Below are 20,888 nucleotides of genomic sequence, written 5' to 3' on the forward strand. Positions count from 1 at the left end.
AACAATAAGCTATCAAGTTTGGATCAATTACGTTGATCGTACCCCCAACGTGGCACTAAACCTTGCTCGATACCAAGATGATCGAGAATACGCGCCACCATAAAATCGACCAGATCTTCGATCGACTTAGGTTGGTGATAAAAACCCGGAGCCGCGGGCATGATCGTTACGCCCATGGTCGAGAGTTTGTGCATGTTCTCTAAGTGCAACGTAGAAAATGGCGTCTCACGAACCACTAACAACAGCTGGCCTCGCTCTTTCATAACCACGTCCGCTGCTCGCTCGATCAGGTTGTCCGATAAGCCGTGAGCAATGGATGCCAAGCTTCCAGCAGAACATGGACACACCACCATCTGCTTCGGTGCTGCTGAACCAGAGGCAACCGGTGAGAACCAATCATCTTTGCCACACACCACCAGCTTTTCTGGGTCGCAACCTAAATGCTTAACTAAAGCTTGTTTCGCAGCATCTGGCCCAGCAGGTAACTTAAGTTCATGCTCGGTCGCCAACACCACTCGAGCTGCCGACGATATCAGCAAATAAACCTGATAATCTGCCGCCAGTAGGCATTCAAGTAAACGCAGTCCGTAAGGCGCACCAGATGCGCCAGTGAAAGCGAGGGTTATCGCTTTATCGTGTTTTGTCATGTTCTCAATTACTTCAAATTATAAGGTCGTGGATGTCGTTAGCCTTTGAGTGCCAATCCATCCAACAGTTTTTGGTGAATGCCACCAAAGCCACCATTACTCATTACCAAGATTTGGTCGCCCGCTTGTGCCTCTGAGACAATTTTAGCAACGAATGCATCCATATCATCACTCACATACGCAGGTTGGTGACAAGCGTCTGCGACATCTTGAACCGACCAATCAATATTATCCGGTTGGAATAAGTAGGTAGAATCCGCCTGTTTCAACGAATCAGCCAAAGTTTCTTTGTGCACACCACGTTTCATTGTGGCAGAACGAGGCTCTAAAACGGCAATGATTTTTTTCGTGTCGACCTTATTACGTAATCCGCCCAGAGTAAGTTCAATCGCCGTTGGGTGATGTGCAAAATCATCATAAACAGAAACACCTGCCACCTCGCCTTTAAACTCCAAACGACGCTTAGTATTAATAAAAGTAGCTAACGATTCACAAGCTAGGTCTGGTGTCACGCCCACGTGTCGTGCAGCAGCTATCGCCATCAAAGCATTATTTACGTTGTGGTCGCCCACTAAATCCCAGTTTACCGTTCCAACACATTCATTTTGGAGGTAAACCTCAAATTGAGAGCCATCTTTAACCAGCTTCTTAGCATCCCAGTCGCCTTGCTCACCACTCGATTCTCTTTCACTCCAGCAACCGCGAGCTAGAACATCTTGAATAGCGGTGTCTTGCTTAGGTGAAAAAATACGACCGTTACTTGGTACAGTGCGCACCAAATGATGGAACTGTCGCTTAATCGCTTCAAGATCATCGAAGATGTCAGCATGATCGAACTCTAGATTATTCACTACCAAAGTTCTTGGGTGGTAATGAACAAACTTAGATCGCTTATCGAAAAAAGCACTGTCGTATTCGTCGGCCTCCACCACGAAGAACATACTTTCACCAAGGCGAGCCGATATACCAAAATTACCCAATACGCCACCCACTAAGAAGCCTGGCGCATAACCACAATCTTCTAAGATCCAAGCCAACATACTTGATGTTGTAGTTTTGCCATGCGTACCCGACACCGCCAGAACCCAACGGTCATGCAGTAGGAACTCTTGCAACCATTGCGGGCCAGATGTGTATCTAAGATTATTATCCAATACATACTCAACGCACGGATTACCACGGCTCATCGCATTGCCGATAACCACTAGGTCCGGCCTTGGCTCTAATTGGCTCGGGTCGAACCCTTCAATAATTTCAATCCCTTGAGATTCCAACAGCGTGCTCATTGGAGGATAAACATTCGCGTCACTACCCGTAACCTTGTGACCTAATTGACGAGCCAATACCGCAGCACCACCCATGAAGGTGCCACAAATTCCTAAGATATGAATATGCATATATTGCTTCCAAACGCTTGGCTAAATGAACCATGTTTAAATCAAACTATCAGCCTTCATTATCATGAATTGACGATTAAAAGCGAGTGGCAATGCAAAACAAATTTAGTCGACATAGTAAGTGAGATCTGTGTCGCTTAGTTCATTACCATTAAAAAGATCTAAGCCGTAGAATTTAGGTAAGCGTCTAGATGAATAAAGCCCACACAAGAGGCAGAATCTACAGTGCTCAAATCCCCCCTAATATTGAGAGAAGTTTAAGGAAATAACATGTCTGAGATGCGCACCCTTGGTGAGTTCATTGTTGCAAAACAAAATGACTTTCCCCATGCAAGTGGTGATCTATCATCCCTTTTGTCATCAATTCGTCTTGCTGCAAAAATTGTTAACCGTGAAATCAACAAAGCAGGTCTTGTCGACATTACTGGCGCTGTTGGTACAGACAACGTTCAAGGTGAAGAGCAGCAGAAGCTAGACCTTTACGCTAACGACAAATTTAAAGCAGCTCTAGAAGCTCGCGATCAAGTTTGTGGTGTAGCAAGTGAAGAAGAAGACGAAGCAGTTGCCTTCAATAAAGAGCTAAACAAAAATGCAAAATACGTTGTTTTGATGGATCCACTTGATGGCTCTTCAAACATCGATGTGAATGTATCTGTTGGTACAATTTTCTCTATCTACCGTCGAGTATCACCGATTGGCACTCCGCCAACAGAAGAAGATTTCCTACAACCTGGACACAAGCAAGTAGCCGCAGGTTACGTGATTTACGGTTCTTCAACCATGCTTGTTTACACGACAGGCGCTGGTGTAAATGGCTTCACCTACGACCCATCATTGGGTACTTTCTGTCTGTCTCATGAAAACATGATGGTCCCTGATGAAGGTAAGATTTACTCAATCAACGAAGGTAACTACTTCCGTTTCCCTACGGGTGTTAAAAAGTACATTAAGTACTGCCAAGAAGATGAGCCGAGTGACAACCGTCCTTACACCTCTCGTTACATTGGTTCTCTAGTATCGGATTTCCACCGTAACCTACTGAAAGGTGGCATCTACTTGTATCCAAGTACACAAAGTCACCCTCAAGGAAAACTACGTCTGTTGTACGAGTGCAACCCAATTGCTTTCCTTATGGAGCAAGCTGGTGGCATCGCATCAGATGGTGTTCAACGCATCATGGATATCAAACCAACTGAGTTACATCAACGTGTGCCTTTCTTCGTTGGCTCAACAAGTATGGTACGTAAAGTAGAAGAGTTTCTTGAGCTTAACCGAGACTAGTTTTCTCGATTAATTATCAAAATAACGTCATTAAAAAAGCCAGCATTTACATGCTGGCTTTTTGTTATTCATTGTATCTGTTTTAGGATAAAACAGTATTATCGAACACTAAACTTCGATTCTGCGCCCCGTTCAAAGTTAAAACGGAACCATTTGTCTACATCATCACAAATCCCCAGATAAGTCTCACCTCGGCGTCCTAGCGTTCTTGGGTTCTGAGAACAATACTGAGTTTTACCGACTTCATAACCTTGGCCATAAGCAGCATACAAATTTGCATCAATAGAAGGTGAAGACGCAGCTTCAGCCAAACTTTCTTCCGTCTGTTTTGTTTTTCCTTTTAGTGCCATCTCTTCACCAAAACTCTGCCAATCCATGGTGTTGGATGATGTTGGCGGTGGAGTTTGCGCACAACCAAATAGCATTACCGAAAATACCACTAGTAGATATTTCATAATTTCCTCCTTTTGAAAATATGATTAGCCTATATCGAGACTTTTAACTATTACGTCAGAATGCTCTCAGTAGTTCATCAACTAAAGCGGTTATTTCGCTTACACCAGTCACCCGAAAGTATTTCTTTATTCTCTGCTAGATCAAGCTGATACAAATATACCCATGCTAATCCAAATATAGTTTCTATTTGCTCGCGACGATACTCAACCGGGACATCCTCTAACCGATCGAGCGATGCCAGAACTTCGTCGTTAATTAAATAGACCTCACCAGCGACACTTTTCTTTCCAAAAACCATCGCTGGATATGCAACTAAATCAAAAATAGCATAATATTCAGGTGTATCAAACCTTCCTAAGTACTCGCACTGCTGCAAATAGTGATGGTTAGATTGACCTTGTCTCAACGTTCCATATACAAAAACAAGATGCTGCATACGCCCTCCATGACCCTTTCTATTTGTGTACCAATCAATGTATGAAACCACAGCAACTCGAATTCAAATGAATTTACTCAAATTCAAATTGATAAAGAAGGTCCACAGCACTATCAAGGCCAGATACTGCTTCCACGTAGAGATCCTGCATCAATCGATAACGAACGGTAAACTCACCCAATGAGTTGAAGATACCCACGCCATATTTGACTTGTAACCCCGGAAGGATATAACCACTCACCGTCACTTGAGAGTCATCTCCAGAGCCTGCGGTATCCAATTGTAGATCCTGTACGCCAAATGCCTCGCCAATTTCGCCAACGACCTTACCGCTCTTCGCTAAGCTCAAACCAATTAATGTGGTCGTCATAGAACCACTCGACTCTCCATCGATATCTTGGCCCCGTAAGATATAGGATAGCGCGTTGGCTTGCGGCATCGCAGGGTCAGAATAAATCTCGATGGTCGGCTCTGTAGCAGGGCCTGTAACTCGAATCCCAGCAGTCACGTCATCCTGAGTATTATCAGGGTTGCGAATCGCATTTATCGCTACATATGGCTGATCCGGTGGCCCATTCATTAGGATCTTGCCCTCTTCAATCAGGAGGTCTTGACCGAATGATTGATAAGTACCATCTACGATATTTACTTCTCCGGTGATAAACGGGCCTTGATCTTTTTGAGCCACATTCAACTTACCCACTAAATCACCTTCAAGGCCAAAGGCTGAAAGCTTAAAGTCATCACCAATTGAAATATTAATATTAGTCATCACATTGAATGGAATCGTATCTTCACTTTCTGGTTGAAGGTCTTTATTCAAAATAACTTGATCAGAAGACACACCAACTGCTGACGGAGGTAAATCTTCTACGACAATTCGCCCCCATGGCAATGCAATGTCACCCGTAATTTTTGCAAGCTCCGGCGTAACATCAATGGTCATATCAGGAACTACTTTAACCTTGACCATCGGTGGAATATCAACCATCAACTCATCAGCAAAGATTCGGACATTTGATCGCCATGCTTGAAGATCCTGCCAATCTCCGGAGCCCTCAATATCAAGGTGGCCGTCTGGAGTCTCGACATTCGCATCAAGCTTTGCGCTGTAACCGTTAAAGTCGAGATCAATACGACCGTCTTTAACATCCACAGGCGTCACATCCCCTTTAACTTGAATCCCATTAACCGAGAATTGACCAAAAACTTGGGGGTGCATCAAAGAACCTTGGACCTTTAAGTCAGTCTCAAGATCAGCCTTCAGCATGCTGTATTCACCAAGGATCGGCTGTAAGAAGTCCAAATGGAATGTCGTTAGTTTAATTGCCGCATCGACCATTTTGTCTTCAGCAACAATATCTGGTAACGACACCGTGCCAGATAAGTCACCATTATCAGAAACATCCAACTTAAAGTCGGCATCCAGTTTGTTGTCTTTCAGCCGTGCATTCAATGCAACACTTTCCCACCCCAGTGTGATTGGCTCTCCGACTTGCTGAACAACCTGACCTTTTGGCATATCGACGCTAACCGTTACTTCAGGTTCACCTTGTTTCGACCATTTGGCATGAGCGGTCGCATTCACTAAGCCCTCTAGTTGCGTCTCTTTAGGCACAAAGGCTTTAATCTGATCGAAGTCGAATTGGTTGATGGCCAACTTGGCCTCACCCGAATTTCCAACACGAACGTCTTCATCCAAACACACACTAGAACCGGCCTGTTTCCAACAATGAGCTTGAATATCGGCAAACTGCTTGTCGGCATCGGCTTTAATTGCGACGGGTTGATCTAGCACCCAAGGTCCTTGTTCCGTGGCGATTTTGACTCGATCTAACGACCCATTCCAAATAATAGAAGGCTTTTGAATCAGCTCACCCGAAATAGCCAAGCTTGTGGAAATCACGTCGGATACCACGTCGAGCGTCACGGTATGCTGCTTCTCACCACCTTTCACGGTGAGATCAATGCTGTCAACCTTTTGCTCTTGATAGGCTAGGTTATTCGCTTTCAATACCAAATCAGCCTGAGGCGCAGGCAATGGAATCACTGAACCACGAAGAGATAGAGATTCTAATGTAGCTTCATCGTTCCAATCGACACGGTCGACGTTAAGAACCATGTCAACTTCCGGCTCTTTGAAAGGCCCGCTGAGACCAATATCGCCAATCACTGTACCTTTCAGTTCAGGAATACTTTTCGTCAATTGGGGAAGGTTAATAGCAACGCCCATATCCCACTGCTTGTCGAGTTGACCCTGTGCTTTTATAGAATTAACACCGTGAGCTAAGCTCAGGCCGCTGGTTTTTAGTTTAGGCTCACCGCTCGCGCTGCGGTCAGACGCTGATAACTGGCCTTCGATATCCAGAGGATATTCTCGCAAGATCCCCTCGATATCTAACTTAGGCAGCTCAATCGCCCAACCACCCGCTTCGGTCAACTCACCCGAAGTAACGATGCTTCCGCTAATGTTACCTTCGGCTTCTGGCCACTGCAGACCCGGCTGAATATCCTTCAGCGTCACATCGGCTTGCCAGTTAATAAGCTTCTTCCAACTCGCTTTAACCACACCATTGAGTTCACCACCCAGCGTGTTCAGTTTTAAGCGCTCAAGTTCAATCTGCTCGGTGGTGCCCTTACCCTCTAGGTCGATGGTTAAGGCAGGTATCTCCTGACCATCCGCTTCACCTTTAAACTGCACATTAAAACCATCTAATGAGCCATCGGCTTTAAACTTCTCGATAACCGCTTGGTAATCACTTTTACCAGTAAGAGGCCATTGCGCTTTACCTCCCTCTAAAAGAAGGTCAAATGGCAGAGTCGGCTCTAAAGATTGAATATCTCCTGACAGCTTTGCCTCAATCAGTTCAGAAAACTGAGAATCGAAGTGTAGCTTCGCGACACTCCCTTGTGCTTTCAGCGACAGTTTTTGACCTGTAAGATCAGTTTCTTTCACCTGTGCATTTAAAGAAAGGTCTAACGGATAGCCATCTTTAAGCTCAACTTTAGCGGCAAGGTTAGCGCTTGCTTGTGGCATATCAAGTTCAAGAGTAGAAACTTCGACCGTGTTTTTACCCGCTCGAGCTTCAAGCCCAAGGTGGTTTACCACAATCGGTGTTTCTTGTTCTAAGGTGAAACGGTTGAGGTCAAAACGCTCCAGCACAATCTGTAAAGGGACCCAAACTTCAGGCAACTCGATAGCAGCCTTAGTTGCAGTCTCTGGTTCGACGATTTCTGCTTGCGGCTCTTCGGTAGACTCTGCAAGTTTAACCTTAAGATCATTAAATAAGGTTGGCGATACAGTCAGCTTCTCACCCTGCATACTCAAAGCCGTTGAAAACAACCCCCATTCAATCTCATGCCCCAAGATATTCAGTTTAATATCAGACAAAGCAATACGGTTGATCACGATTGGCAGCGGTGTTTTCACCGATGTCACTGGCGGAGTCGGTTCTGTTTCTTCTGTAGAGGCAGGAGGCAATTCAGTAAATGCGAAGTCCAATCCTTGAATCGCTAAACGATCGACACACAACTTAGGATCAAGCAAACAGCGAGGGTTGATAGCCAATGCCATTTTTTGAACCTTGGTATCAATATGAAGACTGTCATCTTTAAATTGAACGTTATGGAGAGTAAAACTCGGAAAAAGTGCCCCATTAGTACTTTCAACTTTAAGCTGTGGCAGCGCTTTTTCAGCCCCCCACAACACCGTGTTAAGTCCTAGGTTAGTAAATAAAACAAAACCTAAAAGTGCTATCAATAACAATAGAATCGACGTCAAAGATATCGATGTCCACTTAATGCACTTACCCATCACTTTGATCATAATTCAGGCCCTAAACTGAAGTGCACTTGAAACTCATCACCTGGGTCAGCATCAAGCCCCCACGCAAAATCTAAACTTACCGGTCCAACGGGCGATGCCCAACGAACGCCAACACCAGTACCGCGCTTCCATTCTGGTTTATCATTGAAGGCATCACCAATATCGTAGAAGGCCGCTCCCCACCAATTTCCAACTAGGCGGTATTGGTATTCAAACGAGCTGGTTGCAATAAATTTTGCACCGGTTAATGCACCACTTTCATCTTTAGGAGATATAGACTCATAGCCATAACCACGGAGACTATTATCACCACCCGCGAAAAATCTTAGTGAAGGTGATAATTTATCAAACTCGTCAGCAAAGTTACCGCCAAACTGAAGCCGAGTTAAACCTCGATGATTATCGCCAATACTTCTGATCCATGCAGTTTGTCCTTGGAAACGAACCACCTTAGTTTCAGACAATATTGTGTCATCGCCCGCTTCAATCATGACGCTCTGTTTATCTCCCCACATCGGCATCGAACCACCTCGAGTTCGAGTTCGGGAAAACGCCACGCCTGGTAACACAAATTGCGCTAAATCGTCTTGTAGACCTTGTTCATAGTTTTCAACTAGGTATCGAATGAACACCGTACGTTGCCAGCCGTTATCTAATCGCCAATATCTTTCCAAAGCGAGGTTTGACTCCAAACTCTTGGTATCACGATTATCCAGATTCTTCATACCGTACTTAATTTGATAGTAATCATTAAGTACATCATCCAAAGGGATTTTATACGTTGCTGTTATCGTCTGCTCTGGTTTAGAGATAGACAAACTGCTATTGAAACTATGACCAAGTGAGTTTACCCAAGGTTTCTTCCATTTGAGGGTACCTTTTACGCCAAGGTCAGTAGATACACCGATACCTGTTTCGATTTGGTTACGCGCTTGCGGAGCAAGGCTCACCTTCATCGGAATTTCTCTGCCATCACCCAACTGACTTAAATCAGGCTCAACAAAAACAGATGAGAACCAATCAGTATTAGAGAGATTTTGGTTATACTCGCCTACTTTTGTGATCGAGTACGGTTCACCATCTTCAAATGGTTTAAGGGATTGCACCTTTTCATCTTCAATTTGGCTACCCGTCACCTGGGTAGCACCAAAGTGATATCGAATGCCACTGTTATAGTGAAGGCGAACATAAGCACGATTTAATTCGGGCGCAACTTCTAACTTACTAAGCTCATACGAGCCATCGAAATAGCCTTTGGCTAATCCAAGATTACGGATAGATGATTTCAAAGAGTCATAATTGCCGTGGTTAAGAATCGAACCTTTCGACAGTTTGCTCTTGGCGATCAGTGCTAGAAAATCAGGATCATCTTCTGCTTCACCACTTAATACGATATCTGAGGTATAAATAACAACGGGTTCACCTGGTTCAACCGTAACGGTCAATTCAATGTCGTCTTCGGAATGGGAAAAAGCGATACGAGGTTGGTAGTAGCCTAACGCATTCAACGCTTCTTTAATAATAGACTCCAAGCGAGATTGGAACCTCAATGAAGCCGAATACTCTTCTTCGGGGATCGCACTCAGATAAGCATCAACATTATCCTCAAGCGCTCCATCAAGCCCTTTAATCTCAAGGGAAACATCAGCGAAAGCAAGCGTCGATGACAATAGAGTGCTAATCAGAACTGGTAAAGTTTTTCTTATCATGTTTAATTGGTGCAGAAGTTATAAATACGTTAATAAAGTGAATAGAAATAATACCGCTAAAAAGGCATTGAGTCTGTAATAAATCCTAGAATAACAAGGTCTAATTTAAAGACTGATTCAATATAAACCAACAGTAAATATGAGCCTACAGTTAATATAAACCTAGATCTAATGTTAACTAACGCGGTAAACGTATGCGAAAAGGAATACAACATGCTAAATAAACAACAACTGGTTTCCGCTACAACCGCATTACCGGGGAATGCTGATCCAATCCGTATCACTGAACGCCATTTCATCAATCAAACCGACTTACTCGATGCGCCTACAGGTTCCCAACAAGAAGTATTACTTGGTATGGGGTGCTTCTGGGGAGCAGAGCGACTGTTGTGGCAACTTGATGGTGTAATTTCTACCTCCGTTGGTTACGCTGGCGGATACACAGTTAATCCAACTTATGAGCAAGTATGTACCGGGCAAACAGGCCATACAGAAGTTGTTCGAGTTATTTTTGATAGTGAGCAAACGTCTTTAGCACTAATACTTGAAACATTCTGGGAACGTCACGACCCAACTCAAGGGATGCGCCAAGGTAATGACTTAGGCACTCAATATCGCTCAGCCATATATACTTTCAGTGAAGAGCAACAGGCTATCGCTGAGCACTCTAAACGTGAATACCAGCGAGCAATGACTGAATCTTTAGGCAACGAGATCACAACGGAAGTTCTGCCTGCTGGAAAATATTTTTTCGCCGAAACTTACCATCAGCAGTACCTAGCAAAAAATCCGAATGGTTATTGTGGACTAGGTGGAACAGGTGTTTGTTTCCCACCGCAATAAAGTATAACCGGATATAAAACTAGAACGACTCGCATTAAAAAGGGCTTCATTAACGAAGCCCTTTTCAATTGTTAGCATGTTTTAGGTACGACAATAAACGAAGTTAAGTTACACGGGCAACGCAGCTATCGTGCCATTAACTTCTTTAAAAATAATCAATTTTTGTTTATCTGAAACTTCAGGGAGAAGCACCTTGCCTTGGTCGAAGCGAAACTCGCCGATACCTTCAATAGCAAACTGGCCTTTGAATAGGACTTTAACGAAACGCGCCACCTGATGTGGACGGTAAGTAGAAAACTCTCTTAACATAATACAACCTCAATTCCATTTGAGTACAACTGCTGCTTCTCTGAACAAAGCCTTATTCAAAGCACATCTCATTGCTAAATCCGTTAGCTAACAGCAAGATAATCTATTGTTTACCCTGATACTGTCGCATTATACCTTTTAGTAACAAGCCCGCAACTTGTTTCTACACCGTACGATAAAAAAGTTAAAGAGGCATTTTTCAGATTTCATATTATACTTCCAATGCAAACCAATAAGCGGAACAAAAATATAATGAAAAACAAAACTCTACTGGCTTTTTTAGCCGCAGCCTCTCCACTCCTCGCCAACGCTCACAATCTATCTGTAGGCTCTTCTCTGCCTGCTGTCGATGTTAGCAATTATGGTGAAATTGTCATAAACGACGGTAAAACAGGATATCAAACTTGGGCAACCAATGAGCTCCTAGGAAAAGTTCGCGTCGTTCAAGCTATCGCTGGTCGTAGCAGCTCTAAAGAGCTAAACGCACCACTGATGGCTGCAATTACAGCATCGAAATTCTCAGAAGACAGCTACCAAACCACCACAATCATCAACCAAGATGATGCCATTTGGGGTACTGGGTCTTTTGTTAAATCGTCAGCAGAAAGCAGTAAAGAAGAATTTCCATGGTCTTCGATGGTGCTAGATGAAGACGGAACGGTAGCGTCATCATGGGCTCTAAAAGAAGAGAGCTCAGCGATTATCGTTCAGGACAAGCAAGGTAAAATCTTGTTTGTTAAAGAAGGCGCACTTAACGAAACTGAAGTCACTCAAGTCATTGAGCTGATTAAAGCGAGTCTTTAATCAGATATTCGCGTCTTTTTCGAGACCTAACCAAAGGATATTGTTATATTATAACAGTATCTTTTTTTAATTCTGTGGTAAATCATCTTCATGTGGCAAAACACACCTAACAATGTGAAACGCAAAATAGGCTTTTTGCTCGGGCTGATGCTCTTGCTCAGCGTATTAGCAGCCACACATATGGTAGACTCTGATCCAGGGCATCATACTTCACACCACTGTGAACTGTTTTCGATAAACCAATTCATCACGGCGCACTCACTTCCACAGGTTCCAGAGTTCCCTTCAGAGTTTACTGTCGCTACCACAGAGTCAATAATTTCGTTACAGCGCTTATATTTTGCCTATTTAGCACGCTCACCTCCTGTAAAGATCGCTTAATTACCATTACTTTTTAATTAACCTTTATTCAGGAAAAAAACATGAAACCTACTATTTTAGCCGTTGTTATCGGCATGGCTGTGTCTACGAACGTTTTAGCAAACGAAGAATTCCGCTCTCACGACGCACATGTGCACGGTAAAGTTGAAGTGAACATAGCTCAAGATGGGCAAGAACTGCTTGTTGAAGTGACGGCTCCAGGCGCTGATGTGGTTGGCTTTGAACATGCTCCAAAAACTGCAGAGCAGAAAGCTTTGTTTGAGCAAGCTATCGCACAATTAAACAAGCCAGAAGAGCTATTTGGTTTCAATAACACTAGCTGTACGCTGAAGTTCAAGTCAGTGACTAACACACTGGAAGGCGATCATGATGACCATGAAGGCCATGACCACGCGGAACACGATCATGATGACCACGAAGGCCATGACCATGCAGAACATGATCATGATGACCACGAAGGCCATGACCATGCAGAACACGATCATGATGACCACGAAGGCCATGACCATGCAGAACATGATCATGATGACCACGAAGGCCATGACCATGCAGAACACGATCATGATGACCACGAAGGCCATGACCATGCAGAACACGATCATGATGACCACGAAGGCCATGACCATGCAGAACACGATCATGATGACCATGAAGGCCATGACCACTCAGAAGGCGGCCACGGTGAATTTACAGCCGAGTACCACTACCAATGTTCAGATATTGCTAATCTGAATACTGTTAATACCCAATGGTTCTCGAAATTCAGTAATACAAAGTCAATGACCGTGAACTTACTGACAGATAGTGTTCAAACGCAAGAAGTTCTTAATGCAGAACGTGTTAGCTTCCGATTCTAATAAGAATTCGATAGATTTTGCGTAGATAAACAACCAAGTAAGTATTCACTTACTTGGTTGTTAAAACCGGTGTACTTGGGGAATTAATTGTCTTTTAGACTGTCCAGAAGAGACACCGCTTTAAATATTGGAGCTAGTATGTCTTTTGACAGTTCATCACTTGTGGTCAAACTAGAAAATATCAGTTTTCGTTGGAAACCTGAATTACCCCCAACGTTAGAAATACCTTCATTACATATTCAACCTAAAGAGCACCTTTTTATTAAGGGGCCAAGTGGTTGTGGTAAATCAACACTGTTAGGGTTACTTACGGGGATAAACCAAGCGCAACAAGGCGAAGTGTCTATCTTAGGCCAAGACCTTACCCAATTGACACCACGTCAGAGGGATAAGTTTAGAGCCGATCATATCGGTTATATATTCCAACAATTTAATCTACTGCCTTACTTATCAGTAATCGACAATGTGACACTTCCTTGCCAATTTTCAAAAATTCGTAGACAGCAAGTCATTGAAAGTCAGAACAGCCTACAAGCAACCGCTCAAGAATTGTTGATCAGACTAAAGCTGCCTCAAGCCTTGATGGATAAACCCGTTACTGAGTTGAGTATAGGCCAACAGCAACGTGTCGCTGCAGCTCGAGCCTTGATAGGCCAACCTAAAATCATCATTGCCGACGAACCGACATCGGCTCTGGATCATAACAACCGAGAAGCCTTTATCGAGTTGTTACTAGAACAAGCGAACCAAGCAGGTTCCACTCTCATCTTTGTTAGTCACGATCCGACATTAGAGAAACTGTTCACTCGAACCATAGATTTAAAAACCGTTAATCAAGCTAAGGTTGTCGTATGAAAGTAATTACTCACTTAGCCCTAAAAAGCGTACTCAACCGTAAAGCCACAGCCATTCTGACGATTCTTACCGTAGCGGTGTCAGTCATTCTATTACTCGGTGTGGAACGTGTAAGAACCGAAGCTAAGAGCAGCTTTGCTAATACGATTTCAGGCACTGATCTTATTGTCGGAGGTCGATCCGGTCAGGTCAACCTACTGCTTTATTCGGTATTTAGAATCGGCAATGCCACCAACAACATCGACTGGAAAAGCTATGAAGAATTTAGCCAGCACAACGCTGTAAAGTGGGCCATACCAATCTCATTGGGTGATTCACATAAAGGCTTCCGCGTAATGGGCACCAACCATAGCTACTTCGAGAATTATCGCTATGGAAGTAAGCAGCCACTTACTTTTCAAAAAGGCAAAGAGTTCGAAGAGCTATTTGATGTTGTGATTGGTGCTGATGTCGCGAAAAAATTGGATTACAAGATCGGTGATAATATCATTCTTGCTCATGGCATCAGCGACGTCGCCTTCAGCCGACACGATAACCTGCCTTTCACTATCGTAGGAATCCTTTCTCCAACTGGAACGCCAGTAGACAAAACCGTGCACGTTTCATTAGAAGCCATTGAAGCAATTCATGTCGGCTGGGAATCTGGAGCAAATCTAGGGCATACACCGAACGCTGAAGTATTGAAGCAACGTGACTTCCAGCCTAAACAAATTACCGCAATGATGCTGGGACTAAACTCGAAGATTCAAACCTTTGCACTGCAACGAGAAATCAATAACTACCGTCAAGAACCTTTGAGCGCAATTATGCCGGGCATTGCATTGCATGAATTGTGGGGCATGATGGCCGTTGCTGAACAAGCACTGCTGATTGTGTCAGGATTTGTTGTCGTTGCTGGATTATTGGGTATGCTGAGTAGCCTACTCACTAGCTTACAAGAGCGACGTAGAGAAATGGCCATCCTCCGAGCAATGGGAGCAAGGCCTCGACATGTTTTCGGTTTGCTGATTAGTGAAGCTAGTGCCCTAACCTTCCTTGGCATAACCTTAGGTGTCGCACTCTTGTTTGCACTGATCGCAGTAGTTGCTCCAATTGTGCAACAAAGTTATGGTATCAACATATCGATATCCGCAATCACACCTCATGAATGGAAACTACTTATGTTGGTTCAAATTGCAGGTATTATTATCGGCTTTATTCCCGCTTTCCGGGCTTACCGTCAGTCATTGTCTGATGGCATGACTATTCGAATCTAAATTAGGAACCTACGATGCAACGCAAATTCCTACTGATACTTGGACTGCTTTTATTTCCATTTATCAGCACAGCTCACGCTGACACAACTCAGACTGACGAATCGGTATTAACACTCGATTGGATTGACTTAATTCCAGAATCAGAGCGAGCACAACTAGACTCATTTGGCATGCCGATGGTTAACCACGACAGTATGGACAAACCTCAGCAATCGACAATTGGTGCTGTTCGCCCCGAGTTGAATGGCAGCACAGTGAAGATTCCTGGTTTTGTCATTCCATTGGAGGGTGATGAGAACATGATCACAGAATTTCTACTGGTACCGTACTTTGGCGCATGTATCCACGTACCACCACCGCCACCAAACCAAATCATCTACGTGAAATTCCCACAAGGAGCACCAATACAGCAATTATGGGATGTGATCTATTTAGTAGGCACGCTGAAAACAGAGTCGATCAGCCACGAATTAGCGCAAACAGGTTATCTTATTGAAGGTACAGCGATTGAAGAATACGACGACATGTAGTCATTAGAAGGGTGGCTCATGGATGAGCTGCGGTCACTGAACAAATGATCTTATTCAACAACAGTTTAATAACGATGTTGTTTATCTAACTTACGCGATGTAATCAGATAAATAAGCTAGCACAGCGACATATGTAACGAGTAATAGCCCTATGCCAAGCTGTTTCTTCAGCTTGTTATCATTGACTTGATTCATAACTCCTCCTTGAGAATTACAACAAATTTAACATTTTATTATCATTAGCAAAAGTAAAATTTTGTTGAAGTCTTCAACTCTGCACGCAAAATCTAGCCACCATTAAGATAAAGAGTTACATTTTAGACAGTTAAGTCGTCTCGTAACGGTACTCTTATGTCAGAAACCAAACAGCCAGTAATCATCGAACATGCTAGCGATACCCAGCATAAGCATGAAAAAAAGCCTCACATTGCCGACAGTGCCAGCAGAATGTTGCACATCGCACAAAGCTTCGGTTTAGATTCCTTAATCAGCCATAGTGCAAAACCAACTGATAAAAGTGAAAGTACACTTATCGAGCGGGCACTGTTACGAGAAAAAAAACGTAGAGAGCAGCGTCAAAAGAACCTAGAGCAGATTCTAAAGTTGGCACACTCTTCATGTAAGGATGAAGCGGCTGGAGACCCTGATCAGGACTGGCTATACCGTTTCTTCGATATGGCACAAGAGATCCACAATACATCGATGCAGAGGCTATGGGCTCAAGTACTGAAACGAGAAGTCACCAACCCAGGATCGACGTCAATGAAGGCGCTTCAGATCTTAAAAGACATGACACCAAAAGAAGCGCTCACCCTGCAACGAGCAGCGTCACTGGGTTGTAGTTTTGGTAGTGATAACAGCAGGAAGCTATTACTCGGTTTCAAAAACCATGCAGGGATATTCAGCTTTGGCAAAAGAGACACCACCAATACCATTAACCTTGGTGGGCATAACCTACCCTATTCAAGCCTATTACATCTGATTGAACTCGGGATTATTCTGGGGACTGAGCTAGAGTCTGGGGAGATTGATTTCGATCCAGCCTTGCACCTAACCTATCAAGGGAAAGGTATGTCACTGGCACCGTTGTCAAAAGGGGTGAAGCTGATTTACTACCGATTCAGTCCTACTGGAAATGAGCTGTGCGCCTTGCTTGGGAATAAACCCAATGGGCAGTACTACGACCAACTTATTGCTTTATTAAGCCAAAAATTTACGGTACAAACAGAAGTTAAAAGCACCGTAAACTACACCGTCTAGACAATAGACGGTGTAAGCAATAGACAATATAAAAAGTGACGATTATTGAGAGGAATAGAAATCTAGTAGATAGGTTTCGTGTCTCGATAAACCCAAGCTGGATTACTTATGAAAGCGTAAATATGCAGATAAGTAAATGGGTAGCCTTAGTCATACCAACCCTATTAATTGGCTAAAATATTACGCTTCTCTAACGCATCAATACACAATTCGACCAGTTCATCGAGTGTCTTCTCACCTGCCGGTAGATCGATTTCTGGGTTCTGAGGGGCTTCATAAGCAGAGCTAATGCCCGTGAAATTCGGGATTTCTCCAGCACGTGCTTTTTTATACAAGCCTTTAGGGTCGCGCTGCTCGCACACCTCGAGCGGCGTGTTAACAAACACCTCTAAAAACTCGCCTTCCGGTAGCAGGTCTCGCACTAACTGTCTCTCCGCTTGATGAGGAGAAATAAAAGCAGACAGTACAATTAAACCTGCATCCGCCATCAATTTAGCCAGCTCACCAATACGTCGGATATTCTCTCTACGATCTTGCTCAGAGAACCCCAAATCACTACACAATCCGTGACGAACATTATCACCATCCAATAAGTAGGTATGATAACCAAGCTGTGCTAGGCGATTTTCTAATGCTCCAGCGACTGTCGACTTCCCAGAACCAGATAACCCCGTGAACCAGAGCACAGCTGGCTTTTGTGATTTAAGATCAGAGCGAAATGCTTTATCAATCGAATGTTGATGCCACACAACATTCTCATCTTTTGGTTTGAGTACTGCGGTCATAAATAGTCCTTTGAATAAACAGCATTAAAATGGAAAAAAATAAGGAATTAGGGTCAATACCAAGCCCGAATAAACAATCGAGATTGGGATACCGATACGTAGATAATCCGTGAGACGGTAATTACCTACGCTATAAACAAGTAAATTGGTTTGGTAGCCGTATGGCGAAATAAAGCTGGCGCTGGCACCAAACAGAACCGCCATAATAAACGGCATAGGATCAACTCCATAACCTACTGCCATACTGTAACCAATCGGAAACGAGAGTGCTGCTGCCGCATTATTGGTCACCAGCTCTGTAAGAACCAACGTCATAAAATAGGTCGCGACTAACGCACCAAACACGCCCCACCCATTGAAGGCTTCTATGAACATCAGCCCCATACGCTCAGATAGCCCAGATGAAATCATCAGTTGAGCAATAGAAAGAGCAGAGCCCACTATCACCACAATATCAACAGGAAAACGACGACGAAGCTCACCCAGCTGCACCACACCAAATGCCACCAGCAATAGTAAGAAACCAGCTAGTCCTTTGATAATCGGCACCACGTCAGCAAGGGCTAAACCAATCACACTGGCAAAACCGAGCAACACGAACGTCGATTTATCTGCATCAAGCTTGGCACTTGAGTCCAAGTCATTCATCAGCACAAACTCTTTGTTATGCTGCTGACGCTGCTCTTCAAAGCGTTTTCCGGGAACCAAAATCAAGGTATCACCTGCGGTTAATGTGATATTCCCTAACCCACCTTCAAGGCGTTCATGCCCACGGCGAATGGCAACCACAACTGCATCGAAGCGGTCTCTAAATTGACTAGTTTTCAGTGTTTTATTACAGAAGCTTGCCGATGAGCTCACCACTACTTCAACAAAGCTTTGTCCGTTAAGGTGGTGTTGACCAAACAAGGTTAGCCCTTGAATCTCTTGTAATGTCGCTACGCTCTCAACATCACCACAAAACAGCAGTCGATCACGAGCTTGGAGAATAAAATCAGGGTCAATAGACGCCGTAGTTTTCCCGTCTCTAATAACTTCGGCTAAGAACAGTTTTCTCAGCGCTCTAAGGTTGTTTTCACTGACACTGCGACCAACTAACGGTGAGCCGGGCTCAACCCTTGCTTCAAGAAAATACGGAAGGTCGTCCTGCGATCCATCATCGTAGCTAGGTAAAAAGTAACTCAGAGGAATAAGGATCAATACCCCACCGACCAAAACAGCTAAACCGATCAAAGTTGGCGTGAAAAAGTTTAAACTCGGCAGTCCTGCATCTTCAACAAAGCTATTAATGATCAAGTTGGTTGAGGTGCCGATCAATGTCAGGGTTCCACCTAAAATGGCAGCGTATGACAGAGGGATAAGCAGTTTAGATGGCGCGTGTTGTTGATTACGTTTGATTGCGCCGATCAAAGAGACAACCACCGCCGTATTATTAGTAAAAGAAGAAAGTAACGCTGTGGAAATACCCAACTTCGCGACCACGGTGCCTAGCCGGCCTTCAGAAATATTGCGGCTAACCCAGCTGATCAAGCGAGTTTTCTCCAACGCACTTGATGCGAGGATAAGAAGAATTAAAGTCAGTAGCGAAGAATTCGTGAAATTACTCGCTAAGCTCGACAGATCTATCATGCCTGCCATAAAAGCAATAAACGCTGCACCAGCAAAGATAAAACTAGGCTTAATTCGGGTAACGAGCAGGCAAGTAACAATGCCGAGCAAAATCGCTAATACAAATCCTTGTTGCCACATATACCCGTCCTTTATGGCGGAAACGATGAGTTTCCGCCTTACACCATTGATTCAATGAGCAATTACTTGTCGTTTATGACTTCAGTAACTGGCTTAAATCCTTGGCATCCCAATGAGGGAAGTGTTTACGAACCAATGCGTTGAACTCAAGTTCAAATGCAGAGAAGCTACCTACTTGCTGTTCAACAGAGTCCAAACGATCTCGAATCAAACCTGCACCAACCGTTACGTTGGTAAGACGGTCAATAACAATAAAACCACCGGTATCGGCACTTTCACGATATTTATCCAGCGCAACAGTTTCGTTCAATGACCATTCACATAAACCAATACCATTCAGTGGCAGCTCATCCACTTCATAGGTCGACAAATTATTGATGTCATACTGATGACGAACTACTTCAACCTGACCAACCGTTTTCTTGCCCGCGATTTTGATGTCGTAAGCTTTACCTGGTTTCAGGGGTTGTTCAGTCATCCACACGATATCTGCCAATACATGGTTAGTGGATTCAATTTGCGCGTTTTCCAACACAATCAAATCACCACGACTGATATCGATCTCATCTTCAAGGGTCAACGTTACCGCCAATCCCGCTTGTGCAGATTCCAAATCGCCATCAAAAGTCACAATGCGTGCAACTTTAGAGGTCTTGCCAGATGGAAGCGCCTTGATCTCGTCACCCACACTCACACGTCCAGAAGCAACGGTGCCAGCAAATCCGCGGAAGTCTAAATTAGGACGGTTCACATACTGCACAGGGAATCGGAATTCACCTGCAGAGCGTTTTTGGTCAATGTCTACATTCTCTAGCACTTCTAATAGAGACGGGCCTTCGAACCATGCAAGCTCTTTGCTTGGCGCTGCAACGTTAATGCCTTCAAGCGCAGAAACAGGCAGGATTTGAATATTGGTTTCGCCTTCTAGGTTTTCAGCAAATTCTAGGTACTCATCGCGAATCTCTTCAAAACGATCTTGTGCATAATCCACTAGATCCATCTTGTTGACTGCTACAATGAAATGCTTCAGACCAAGTAGATTGGAGATAAACGAATGACGACGCGTTTGATCCAATACGCCCTTACGAGCATCAATCAAGATCACAGCCAGATCACACGTTGAAGCGCCTGTTGCCATGTTGCGCGTGTACTGCTCATGCCCTGGAGTATCAGCAATAATGAACTTACGTTTTTGCGTCGAGAAGTAGCGGTACGCTACATCGATCGTAATGCCTTGCTCACGCTCAGCCTGCAGACCATCAACAAGCAGTGCTAAATCAGGCTTCTCACCCGTAGTACCTACTCGCTGACTATCAGAGTGAACAGCTGCTAGCTGATCTTCATAAATCTGTTTTGTATCATGGAGCAAACGGCCAATTAACGTACTTTTGCCATCATCTACCGAGCCACAAGTTAAAAATCTAAGCATAGATTTATGCTGATGCTGACTTAGATAACCTTCAATCCCTAGTTCAGCCAATTCGGCTTCTACTGCACTATTCATTTT

At 43.9% G+C, this 20,888-nt stretch carries 19 protein-coding genes; 9 read left to right on the top strand and 10 right to left on the bottom strand.

From position 1 onward, the window contains the following. Positions 1-23 precede the first annotated feature (23 nt). Both IQO02_RS03280 and mpl read right to left on the bottom strand, forming a co-directional pair. Positions 24-647 (bottom strand): flavin prenyltransferase UbiX, encoded by a 624-nt coding sequence (locus IQO02_RS03280; protein WP_016787846.1) that lies wholly within the window; start codon positions 645-647, stop codon positions 24-26. A gap of 38 nt (positions 648-685) precedes the next feature. Continuing rightward, positions 686-2,044: a UDP-N-acetylmuramate:L-alanyl-gamma-D-glutamyl-meso-diaminopimelate ligase gene (gene mpl, locus IQO02_RS03285; RefSeq protein WP_010435069.1), complete on the bottom strand. Its 1,359-nt coding sequence runs from the start codon at positions 2,042-2,044 to the stop codon at positions 686-688. 270 nt (positions 2,045-2,314) lie between these two features. Here mpl and fbp point away from each other — a divergent pair, with 270 nt between their 5' ends. Further along, entirely contained in the window at positions 2,315-3,325 is a 1,011-nt protein-coding gene (gene fbp / locus IQO02_RS03290) for a class 1 fructose-bisphosphatase (protein WP_010435070.1), read from the top strand. Positions 3,326-3,423: 98 nt separating this feature from the next. Here fbp and IQO02_RS03295 read toward each other — a convergent pair whose 3' ends face one another. From IQO02_RS03295 to IQO02_RS03310, 4 genes are all read right to left on the bottom strand, one after another. Continuing rightward, positions 3,424-3,780 (bottom strand): DUF2799 domain-containing protein, encoded by a 357-nt coding sequence (locus IQO02_RS03295; protein WP_010435071.1) that lies wholly within the window; start codon positions 3,778-3,780, stop codon positions 3,424-3,426. A 77-nt stretch (positions 3,781-3,857) separates the two neighbouring features. Next, positions 3,858-4,217: a gamma-glutamylcyclotransferase family protein gene (locus tag IQO02_RS03300; protein ID WP_010435072.1), complete on the bottom strand. Its 360-nt coding sequence runs from the start codon at positions 4,215-4,217 to the stop codon at positions 3,858-3,860. 73 nt (positions 4,218-4,290) lie between these two features. Beyond that, a complete protein-coding gene (locus tag IQO02_RS03305) occupies positions 4,291-8,043 on the bottom strand; it encodes a translocation/assembly module TamB domain-containing protein (protein ID WP_016793859.1) in 3,753 nt (1,250 codons plus the stop codon). Further along, the gene (locus IQO02_RS03310) at positions 8,040-9,752 is read right to left on the bottom strand and encodes an autotransporter assembly complex protein TamA (RefSeq protein ID WP_029203017.1); all 1,713 of its coding nucleotides are present in this window, start codon (positions 9,750-9,752) and stop codon (positions 8,040-8,042) included. Before IQO02_RS03310 ends, IQO02_RS03305 begins: the two co-directional genes overlap by 4 nt. A gap of 213 nt (positions 9,753-9,965) precedes the next feature. Here IQO02_RS03310 and msrA point away from each other — a divergent pair, with 213 nt between their 5' ends. After that, positions 9,966-10,595, top strand: coding sequence for a peptide-methionine (S)-S-oxide reductase MsrA (gene msrA / locus IQO02_RS03315; protein ID WP_010435076.1), 630 nt, complete (start codon positions 9,966-9,968; stop codon positions 10,593-10,595). 108 nt (positions 10,596-10,703) lie between these two features. Here the strand turns inward: msrA and IQO02_RS03320 are convergent, their stop codons facing one another. Further along, on the bottom strand, positions 10,704-10,904 hold the full coding sequence (locus IQO02_RS03320; protein WP_010435077.1) for a DUF1107 family protein: 201 nt from the start codon (positions 10,902-10,904) through the stop codon (positions 10,704-10,706). 252 nt (positions 10,905-11,156) lie between these two features. Between IQO02_RS03320 and IQO02_RS03325 the strand changes: the two genes are divergently transcribed. The 7 genes from IQO02_RS03325 (at position 11,157) to IQO02_RS03355 (ending at position 16,847) form a co-directional block, all read left to right on the top strand. Further along, a complete protein-coding gene (locus IQO02_RS03325) occupies positions 11,157-11,708 on the top strand; it encodes a YtfJ family protein (RefSeq protein WP_010435079.1) in 552 nt (183 codons plus the stop codon). Between the two features lie 90 nt (positions 11,709-11,798). Further along, a complete protein-coding gene (locus IQO02_RS03330) occupies positions 11,799-12,089 on the top strand; it encodes a DUF2607 family protein (RefSeq protein ID WP_010435081.1) in 291 nt (96 codons plus the stop codon). A gap of 41 nt (positions 12,090-12,130) precedes the next feature. Continuing rightward, positions 12,131-12,946, top strand: a complete 816-nt coding sequence (gene zrgA / locus IQO02_RS03335; protein ID WP_065107004.1) for a zinc uptake protein ZrgA — start codon at positions 12,131-12,133, stop codon at positions 12,944-12,946. Positions 12,947-13,084: 138 nt separating this feature from the next. Continuing rightward, positions 13,085-13,801 carry an ABC transporter ATP-binding protein gene (locus IQO02_RS03340; protein ID WP_016783717.1) on the top strand — a complete coding sequence of 239 codons (717 nt, stop codon included), beginning with the start codon at positions 13,085-13,087 and terminating at the stop codon, positions 13,799-13,801. After that, positions 13,798-15,057 (top strand): ABC transporter permease, encoded by a 1,260-nt coding sequence (locus IQO02_RS03345; RefSeq protein ID WP_010435087.1) that lies wholly within the window; start codon positions 13,798-13,800, stop codon positions 15,055-15,057. The genes IQO02_RS03340 and IQO02_RS03345 overlap by 4 nt, the downstream gene beginning before the upstream one ends. Positions 15,058-15,071: 14 nt before the next feature. Then, positions 15,072-15,587: a DUF3299 domain-containing protein gene (locus IQO02_RS03350; protein WP_010435088.1), complete on the top strand. Its 516-nt coding sequence runs from the start codon at positions 15,072-15,074 to the stop codon at positions 15,585-15,587. Positions 15,588-15,938: 351 nt separating this feature from the next. Next, positions 15,939-16,847, top strand: coding sequence for a TIGR03899 family protein (locus IQO02_RS03355; RefSeq protein WP_010435089.1), 909 nt, complete (start codon positions 15,939-15,941; stop codon positions 16,845-16,847). A 164-nt stretch (positions 16,848-17,011) separates the two neighbouring features. Here the strand turns inward: IQO02_RS03355 and cysC are convergent, their stop codons facing one another. From cysC to cysN, 3 genes are all read right to left on the bottom strand, one after another. Beyond that, positions 17,012-17,632 carry an adenylyl-sulfate kinase gene (gene cysC, locus IQO02_RS03360; protein ID WP_010435090.1) on the bottom strand — a complete coding sequence of 207 codons (621 nt, stop codon included), beginning with the start codon at positions 17,630-17,632 and terminating at the stop codon, positions 17,012-17,014. A 24-nt stretch (positions 17,633-17,656) separates the two neighbouring features. After that, the gene (locus IQO02_RS03365) at positions 17,657-19,381 is read right to left on the bottom strand and encodes an SLC13 family permease (protein WP_010435091.1); all 1,725 of its coding nucleotides are present in this window, start codon (positions 19,379-19,381) and stop codon (positions 17,657-17,659) included. A gap of 73 nt (positions 19,382-19,454) precedes the next feature. Next, positions 19,455-20,885 carry a sulfate adenylyltransferase subunit CysN gene (gene cysN / locus IQO02_RS03370; RefSeq protein WP_016768648.1) on the bottom strand — a complete coding sequence of 477 codons (1,431 nt, stop codon included), beginning with the start codon at positions 20,883-20,885 and terminating at the stop codon, positions 19,455-19,457. Between the last annotated feature and the right edge of the window lie 3 nt (positions 20,886-20,888).

The organism is Vibrio sp. OPT24 (genome assembly GCF_015163545.1).
In the GTDB taxonomy this organism is placed as follows: Bacteria; Pseudomonadota; Gammaproteobacteria; order Enterobacterales; family Vibrionaceae; genus Vibrio; species Vibrio cyclitrophicus.